The organism is Streptomyces rhizoryzae (assembly GCF_023155275.1).
Classification (GTDB): Bacteria; Actinomycetota; Actinomycetes; order Streptomycetales; family Streptomycetaceae; genus Streptomyces; species Streptomyces rhizoryzae.
In genome coordinates this window covers 68,917-77,272 of record NZ_JALMUV010000041.1, presented here as the reverse complement: position 1 = coordinate 77,272, position 8,356 = coordinate 68,917, and the positions used below count along the sequence as shown (strand labels likewise).

Annotated in this window: 6 protein-coding genes and 2 pseudogenes; 5 read left to right on the top strand and 3 right to left on the bottom strand. The window is 70.3% G+C overall.

Annotated features, from left to right (window positions below):
• Positions 1 to 348 precede the first annotated feature (348 nt).
• From MUU72_RS27305 to MUU72_RS27290, 4 genes and pseudogenes are all read left to right on the top strand, one after another.
• Positions 349 to 678, top strand: a complete 330-nt coding sequence (locus MUU72_RS27305) for a hypothetical protein (protein ID WP_248016075.1) — start codon at positions 349 to 351, stop codon at positions 676 to 678.
• Between the two features lie 42 nt (positions 679 to 720).
• Positions 721 to 905 (top strand): annotated as a pseudogene (locus tag MUU72_RS27300) (IS630 family transposase); the annotation flags it as partial.
• Between the two features lie 953 nt (positions 906 to 1,858).
• A complete protein-coding gene (locus MUU72_RS27295; protein ID WP_248016074.1) occupies positions 1,859 to 2,188 on the top strand; it encodes an antibiotic biosynthesis monooxygenase family protein in 330 nt (109 codons plus the stop codon).
• Between the two features lie 65 nt (positions 2,189 to 2,253).
• Complete coding sequence (locus MUU72_RS27290; protein WP_248016073.1) at positions 2,254 to 2,799, top strand: GNAT family N-acetyltransferase; 546 nt, start codon at positions 2,254 to 2,256, stop codon at positions 2,797 to 2,799.
• A 22-nt stretch (positions 2,800 to 2,821) separates the two neighbouring features.
• On the opposite strand, the gene MUU72_RS36040 is transcribed toward MUU72_RS27290, so the two are convergent.
• The 3 genes and pseudogenes from MUU72_RS36040 to MUU72_RS27280 form a co-directional block, all read right to left on the bottom strand.
• The gene (locus MUU72_RS36040; RefSeq protein WP_443743067.1) at positions 2,822 to 3,445 is read right to left on the bottom strand and encodes a hypothetical protein; all 624 of its coding nucleotides are present in this window, start codon (positions 3,443 to 3,445) and stop codon (positions 2,822 to 2,824) included.
• Between the two features lie 17 nt (positions 3,446 to 3,462).
• A pseudogene (locus MUU72_RS36035) lies at positions 3,463 to 3,870 on the bottom strand (transposase); the annotation flags it as partial.
• A 141-nt stretch (positions 3,871 to 4,011) separates the two neighbouring features.
• Positions 4,012 to 5,247 (bottom strand): RICIN domain-containing protein, encoded by a 1,236-nt coding sequence (locus tag MUU72_RS27280; protein WP_248016072.1) that lies wholly within the window; start codon positions 5,245 to 5,247, stop codon positions 4,012 to 4,014.
• A gap of 320 nt (positions 5,248 to 5,567) precedes the next feature.
• Here MUU72_RS27280 and MUU72_RS27275 point away from each other — a divergent pair, with 320 nt between their 5' ends.
• Positions 5,568 to 7,790 carry a helix-turn-helix domain-containing protein gene (locus tag MUU72_RS27275; protein ID WP_248016071.1) on the top strand — a complete coding sequence of 741 codons (2,223 nt, stop codon included), beginning with the start codon at positions 5,568 to 5,570 and terminating at the stop codon, positions 7,788 to 7,790.
• Positions 7,791 to 8,356: the final 566 nt, after the last annotated feature.

The following is an 8,356-nucleotide window of genomic DNA, read 5'->3' as shown; positions in this document are numbered from 1 at the left end:
GCAAGACCCCGGACGGCCCGGTCCTCACCCTGACCCCGCAGTCGTTCGCCCACCTGGTCTCGTTCGCCAAGACGCACGGCTGACCGCGCGCAGAGCCGTCCGTGTGCCGGGGTGGGGCGGCACACGGACGCGAGGTCCATGGGTGACCGCGCCGGTGGCCCGGCTTGCATGCGGGGACGGGCCGCAGACAATGAAAAAGAGGGCCCATAGCGTGGTCGGCATGGTTTGCGCCGCCCGTTGGGAGACGGCAGACACCGGCCAGGCGCATCGCGGCCCTGGCCGCTTCGCATGTTCTGGCGGAAGACGGCGTGCGAATCTCGTTATCCCGTTCTGCAAGGGGTGGTTGCCGTGACCACAGACGCCGAGAAGGAAACCCCCAAAAGCCTTCCACCGATCTTCGTAAACCGATGGGAAACTGCGGTACAGGCCAAGGTCGGCAAGTACTTCGACTTCATTGGCCTGCCGGAACCCTGGAACACCAAAATACACTCGGACAACCCCAACGTGGTGCGCGTCTCTCAGGGAAGCAAGGAAGACGGCCCCGACGGTGCCATGTTCAACCCCGGTGGCGAAGCCCTCGCGCCCGGCAGCGCCTTCGTACTGATCATTCCGTCCCCGAACGACCCGGACCAGAGGCTGGTACGCGTGAACATCACCGTGCTCAAGGAGTGCCAGTAGCGGCCGTCAAGAGCGGGACGCGAACTTGCGCCAGCTCACCCTGATGTCGAGGACTTCGTCATCCGGACGGCCACCACCCGCCCCACCAGGCGCCGCATCGGCCGGGAAGCCTTACGGTGGAATCACCCGACCCTCATCGCGACGCCAAGCTTGACCGGATCGAGCAGGTTCTGGACCGCTTCCCGGACCGGAGCTTCGCCTTCGACGAGTTCGGGCCGTTGGGCATCCTGCGCCGGCGCAGGATGCCGACGCCCGCCACCCCGACGTACTTGCCGCCCCACGCGAGGCACGCGCCCGCATCCGCAGTGCGGAAGGGCATCCGCCGGGGGCGGACGGCGGACGCCCCCTCAGCGCCGCAGCCTGACCGACCGCGAACCGCAGCCCCGGAGCGTGCTCCCCTCGGGGCCTGGGTTTGTCCCGCGCGGCAGCGCCTGGACCGCCGCTGTGCATATTCATCTCGACATGCTGTCGCGCGTGTTGGACTATCCCCTGACGGCATCGCGCAACCGGATCGAAGGGAGCGGCCCGCATGTACTCGACGAGCGGGAACTACTACGACGGCAAAGGGGTGTTGAGGACGTCAAGGAGTTCCAACTTCTACGATGGCCGGGGGCAACTCAGGAAGATCGGTCAGCAGTACTACGACTACCAAGGACGTCTCAGGCAGCCTGGCGGCAACTTCTACGACTCCCGGGGTGAACTCCGCCGGTGCGGAGGCAACTTCTACGATGGCAAAGGCCAGCTACGAAGGGGATAGCGGGCCTGGAAGAAGTATGCAGCCCCGGACCGTTCGGGGCTCCGTGTCTTCCCGGACTCAATGAGCCGGTGCCGTGCCGAGTCCGCCAGCAGCGTGGCCGCGTAGACGTCCACTGTGTGCGCGGACTCCCAGTTGGCCTTGCCGAAGGACAGGCCGAACCGGGGTGCATCCTTCGTCTTCGCGGTTCGCCCGTGCCGTTCGATGGCGTACCCGGCCAGTCGCGGGTCCCGAAGGACACGGAGAACGGGGGAAGAGGCGATGCCAGCCCTCCGCCGTGATCGGTGCCTCGCGCTTCTCCATCTGGGCCTCCGGGCCGGCCGGTGAAGGGTCCTGGCGACGCTTTGACTGCCGGATGTAGGAGACTGCACGCACCTGGTCGAGATCGCGACGCCGGTCCGGCGTCCGTTGTGTGAGAGGTGTCATGTGTCCAGCGTGGTAAAGATCAATGTGCTGACCGTCCCCGCCGAGCAGCGTGAGGTGCTGGAGCAGCGTTTCGCGTCGCGGGCCGGCACGGTGGATTCCGCCGACGGTTTCGAGTGGTTCGAGCTGCTGCGCCCGCTGGAGGGCACCGACCAGTACCTCGTCTACACCCGGTGGCGCGACGAGGCGTCGTTCCAGGCGTGGATGGAGGGGCCGATGAAGGCCGCGCACCAGCACGGCGGCGAGGGCGGCGAGCGGCCGAAGCCGGCGGCGTCCGGTTCGACGCTGTGGTCGTTCGAGGTCGTGCAGCAGGCCGCGCCCAAGCAGGGCTGACCCGGCGGGCGCCGGGGCGCAAAACCGGTTGCGTCCCGGGGCCCCGGCGGCGTGGCATGGCCGCCATGACCGACATCGCCACCCCGTCCTGGACCGTCGCCGCCGAGCCGGCCGGTTCGCCCGCCGCCCGGGACCTGCTGCGCGCGTACTACACCGACGTCGCCGACCGCTATTACCTGCTCCACGAGGGGCGGCGCTCGACGGCGGAGGAGATCGAGGACGGCGTCGCCGCGTACCCGAGCGCGGAGCTGGCGCCGCCGCACGGGGTACTGCTGGTGGCCCGGTGCGGCGGGGAGCCGGCCGGGTGCGCGGGGGTGCGGCGGCTGGACGCCCGGACCGCGGAGCTGAAGCAGGTCTTCGTACGGCCCGAACGGCGCGGGCAGGGGGCCGCGGGCGCGCTGCTGCGGGCCGTGGAGGCGGCCGCGGCGGGGTGGGGCGCCGAGCGGATCCGGCTGGACACCCGGCTGGACCTGACCGAGGCCATCGCCCTCTACCGGCGGTACGGCTACCGGGAGATCGCCCCGTACCACTTCGGGGATCCGTATGCGGAGATCTTCTTCGAGAAGGAGATCTCCCCGGAGGAGGGCGTCTGCTCGGAGGTGGGGGCCTAGTACTCCGGTGCGGTTTCGTGATCTAGCCAGGCGGTTCGTCGCCGGTTCGTCGTCGGTAGTGGCTGCGGCGGGCTGTCGCCTGGTGTTGTCGCCGCCAGTTGGACCAGTGCAGCAGCTTGGCCGTTGACACGGTGGGTGGGTAGACGGCGGCGAGTAGGTGTCGGATCTCCGGGACGGTCAGCCTGATCGGCGGGTGGCTGCGGGTGAGATGGGCCGGCTGGGCGGGTCGCTCGGGTGTCGAGCTGGCGGCGACGGCGGTCAGGAAGGCCAGGGCGAGCAGGGCGAGGGTGATGTGCCGATGCCATGAGGTCCGGTTGCGGACCAGGTAGTGGTCGAGTCCGACCTGGCCCTTGGCGGCCTGGAAGCACTCCTCGATGCTCCAGCGGACACCGGCGACACGGACCAGCTCCGCACGAGTGACTGTGGTGGGTGACCAGCACAGGTGGAAGGCGAGTTCGCCGGTGGTGCGGTTGCGGCGGATCAGCAGGTGGCGGTGGCTGCCGGTGCCGATGTGGACCCGGGCCCAGTCGTAGGAGCGCGGGCCTTTCGCACCGGCTCCGGCGCTGTGCCGCTGCCGGGCGGTGGCGGGCAGGCGGCCGGTGACGGTGTCCGCGCGGATGGTGGTGCGGCCGTGGTTGATCCGCACCCGTGTCGAGCAGGCGTCCGCCCCCGGCTGGTGGCGTAGGCGAGGAAGACTCCGACCTGTGAGTTCTCGATGCGTCCCGCGGTGCCGGTGTACGGGCGTCGCACTCCGGCCGAGAAGTGGCCCTTCTTCACGAAACCGGTCTCGTCCACGATGAGGACACCACCGTCGGTGCCGAGGTGTTCGACGGCGTAGGCGCGGACGTCGTCGCGTACGGCATCGGCGTCCCAGCGGGCGTGGCGCAGGAGCCGCTGCATCGGCCCCGGCCGCGCGTGACCAGCCTGTTCGGCCAGCTGCCGGCAGTTCTTCCGCTCGCGGCGGGACAGCAGCCCGAGCAGAGAGGAGCGGGCGCCTAGGGGGCCTGCGCTGCCTGCCGCCCGTCCCGAGCGGGACCGCACTCGCCGGCTCGGAACGGTCGTGCTCTGCATCGGCCTCGCCGGCCTTGACCTCGCGGCCGCCGACGCCGCCGGGCAGCGGTGCCTGCTGGAGCGCGCGGCCCGCAGTGGGCTGCTCCTGGCCGCGCGTGTGCCACTGGTCAGTCGCGGAACGGAGGTACGAAGGCTTGGGCGTCAGTCTTTGTCGCGGAACTCGGGTATGAAGTTTTGGGCGTCATTCTTCGGGTTGTCACAGTTGTTCAATGCTGGGTATTCGCGGCCCTGGCCGCCCATCATGGTCACGCACAGGCCGGTCCTCGCGTGCAAGAACTGGAGAGCCCCGCCGCCATATTGTCGAACGATGAATTCCTGGCTGAGCTGTCCGGCGCAGTCCCATTCGTTGAGGGCGCTTCCGTTGTGGGCGTCATTGCCGCCGACGACATCGATGCATTTCTGGGTCTGGTTGTTGACGAGATTGACGTGGTCGTTCGCGGAGCCCCGCGTGCGCCAGGTGACGTCGGCCATCCTGCTGTCAGTGACCGGAACGATCCGCGTGCCGTTCGCCGAGCTGCGTCCCTCGATGCCCAGGACACGGTCCCGGTCGCTGGCGCTTCTGAGGCCCATCCATACGTCGCGGGTGGCGTGGCTGCGGAATTCCACCGGGTAGTGGTCCGAACCCATGCCGGGGGCCCGATCTGCGAAGTAGTTGGACGGGGAACGGAGGGTGATCATGTAATCCAGCTCTCCGCCGCTCTGCTGAGTGGTAGCCGCGGGCCTGTATATGAATCCACCCTGGAGGGAGGCCGCCCCGCGCATCGTGTCCGGGTCACGGTTCCAGTCTCCTGCCGCCGTCCAAGCGTAGTTCCCCGCCGCCTGACGTGTCTGATTCGAGATGTTCGCGAGCAGATCGGGGGCGTCGAAGCCGCCTCCCGACTGTGCGTGCACGGAGTAGTAGATGTCTCTGTCGAAACGCACACCCAGGGCGGGCCGCGTCCCGGGGCGGCCGGGGGGAGCGACGAACACCTCATCCGCGGCCCGATGCGTGACGATCATCAGATTGACCCGGCCGCCGGTTCCTCCGCCGGTCGAGGCGCCCGAGAGCCAGTACACATGCCGGGTCCCGTCCCTGCCGCCCAGAGGCCATTCGTACTCCCAGACTTCGTAGGAGCCCCGAGTGTGGGTGCGTATATGGATCCATTGCGTCGGGCGGGGTCCCGCTTCCTGGACCAGGACGATGGTGTTGCGCCTGCTGAGAGTCCTCAGATCATCCGGTCTGTAGCCCTGCGAGTTATACGTGGTTACCGTCTCTTCGTCGGGCGGAGTGGCATGAGCGGCCGGAGCGGAATATCCGATGAGCAGGCCGAGCAGAACGGCCAGCGCCACGGCTAGCGCAGGGACCCTTCTTCGCGCCTCGGACAGGGTGAACGACATCGAAACGGGCCTTTCATGTGGGTTCGTCGGTGTGCGCGAAGTCGGGAGAGAGGCGGGTGCCGCGACGCGGACAAAGCGCCTTGGCGATACCGGTCGGCCAGCTCTCGGTGGTCTCCGGCCGCCGCTTCGGCGGCGGACACGGGGTACGCGAAGTGACGGAGCGGGGCGGCCGGGTGGGGCCGTCCCGCGTTCGTGCGCCTTGAGTCAACCCGACAGAACTCGGGAGCAACAGGAAATTCCATCCGCAAAAGTAGGTTGCTGCATACTTTTGCGGGTGGGGTGCGCATCCGGTGGGCCCTGGCGTCGTGGGGGCTTTGAGGATGGGTACGGGAACACCGGCCGACGACGACTTCGGCGCACTCCTGCACCGCCTGCGCAAGGGCGCCGGGCTCACCCAGGAGGAGCTGGCGCAGGCGGCGGGGATCAGCGTGCGGGCCCTGTCGTACATGGAGCGCGGCCGCTCGCGCGGGCCGCAGCGCCGGACCGTGTCCGCCCTGGCCACGGCCCTGCGCCTGAGCCCGCAGGACGCGCGGGAACTGGAGCGCCTGGCGAGCCTGGGACGGCCCCGCCGGGCCCCCACGACGGAGATCCTGCCGCCTGCCGCTGTCCCGGAGGCCGCTGCGCCCGCGGGTGTGCCCGATCTGCTGCCGCGTGCGCCGCGCGGCTTTCACGGGCGGGCGGCGGAGCTGGCCGCTGTGTCCCGGGCCGCTGCGGGTGAGGCGCCCGTCTGTCTGGTCACCGGGCCCGCCGGGGTGGGCAAGACGGCGCTCGTGCTGCACTGGGCCCACCTCAGCCGTGCCGCCTTCCCCGACGGGCGGCTCTACGCCGACCTGCGCGGCTTCGGCGACACGGGGGAGCCCCTTCTCCTGGAGGTGCTGCGCGAGTTCCTGCCGGCGCTCGGTGTGGCGCACGGCCGGATACCGGAGTCGGTCAACGGCGCGGCCGCACTGTTCCGTTCGCTGGCCGCTGACCGACAACTCCTCGTGGTGCTCGACAACGCCCGCGACTCCGAGCAGGTCCGACCGCTCCTGCCCGGCGGGCGGCGCTGCGTCACCGTCGTCACCAGCAGGCACCGGCTGCCGGGACTGATCGTCACCGACACCGCCCGGCCCGTCGCCGTGGACGTGCTCGGACCAGAGGACGCCACGATGCTCCTGGCCGAGGTACTCGGCGCCGAACGGGTCGGCGCGGAGCCGGCCGCCGCGCGACGGCTGGCCGAGCTGTGCGGCGGGCTGCCCCTGGCGCTACGGGTGGCGGCCGCCCGGCTGGCGCAGCGGCCCGCCTGGCCGCTGGGCGCGATGGCCGCCGAACTGTCCGACGAGAGGCGCCGGCTGAGCCTGCTGGACGTGGAGGACACCGGCGTACGAGCGGCGCTGCGGGTGACGCTGCAACAGCTCCCCGAACACGTCGCCCGCCTGTTCGCCCATCTCGGCCGCTACCCCGGCACGCACCTCGACCGGTACGCCGCGGCGGCCCTGGCGGACACCGACCCGGCAGCCGCCGAGACCTGCCTGGAGTGGCTGGCGGTCGCGCACCTGGTCACGGAGACGGCGCCCGGCCGCTGGACGATGCACGATCTCGTACGGCTCTACGCACGCAGCCTGGACGCCGGGCCCGACGCGCTCAAGCGCGTGCTCGACCACTACCTCGCCACGGGCCTGGCGGCGGTGGCCGCGGCCGAGCCCGGCAACGAGGAGTGCTTCGCGCTGCCGGCGGACTTTCTGGCGCCCGCCGCCGTACGGGAGTTCGGCGACCGGCCCGCCGCCGTGGCCTGGTACGCGGCCGAGCGGGACGACCTCACATCGGCGGTGGCCGCGTCGCACGCCGCAGCACTGCACGGCAGGACCTGGCGGATCGCCCTGACGCTGTGGCCGTTGATCGTGTGGCGCGTGCGCGACGGCTGGGCCCCGCTCCTTGAGACCGCGCTCGAAGCGGCACGGGCCGACGCCGACCGCCATGGCGAGTCGCGGATACTCAACGTCCTCGGCTGGATCCTGATCGAAGAAGAACGCATCCCGCAGGCGCTCACCCACCTGGAAGCCGCCCGCGCCCTCGCCTCCCGGACCGGTGACGCGGTGGCCGAGGCGAACGCCCTGATCGTGCTGGCCATGGCACAAGCGGCACTCGGCAGCCTGGACGAGGCCGCACAGGGATGCGAGCGGGCAGTGGAGCTGGCACGCCAGGCCGGCGACCGCACCATCGAGAAACTGACCCTGCAGCACCTCGCCCGCCACCGGGCCGACGCCGGCAAATGGCGCCAGGCCCTCGCTACCGCCACGCAGGCCCTGGCCCTCCACGACCAGCTGGGCACGACCGACATCCCCCGGACCCTGCTGCTCATGGTCAAAGGAGAGGCCCTGCTGGGACTCGGCAACGAAACCGAGGGCATCAGACACCTCGACCTGGCGGCCCAGGAGGCGGAGTCCTCCGGCTACGACGACGGCGCGGTACGGGCCCTCGGCGCACTGCTGCGCGTATCAGCCGACGCGGAACTCCAGGCACGCTACGACGCGGCACTCGCGCGCCTGTCCACCCGCACGTAAACCGTCAACTTGCCACTGCCGGCCGGTATCGCGCAGGGCGTCGGGGAGCACATTGCCGTCGCTGCGGACGGCAGAGTCGGCGGACTGCCACAAGCTCGTCGATTCCGGCAGCCGCAGCGCGTTAACCACACGTGCTCCAGCCCGGACCCGGCGTGAAGCAGGGAGCGTCGCGGTCATCGAGGCGCACTCAGTCGGCTGGAAATGTAGCGATCTGCGGGGAGCGTTTGTTGCCGACTTCGGGACGACACCACCGCCCTGCGGAGCCGTAGGAGCTCTTCGGTCACGTTGGGTCTCCAACGGGTCAGCGGCGCCCGGACAGCCTCCCGTCCTGGTACGGCGTACCGCCCGTGCCGCTGGGGTCTGTGCCTGCGAGCTGCGTCAGCCCGTGTACGGCAGCATCCATCCGGTCCGGACTGTCCATTCCGGCGACCCACGTGACCATCTGCTGTTCAAGCTCGGGCCAGGCCCCGACGGGGTGAACACGGCCCTGCTCGTAGAGCTGAGCGATCGGCTCGGCCCGGAGTCTCTTGCCGTGCTCGGCCGGCACGGCCAGCTGCCCGGGAAGT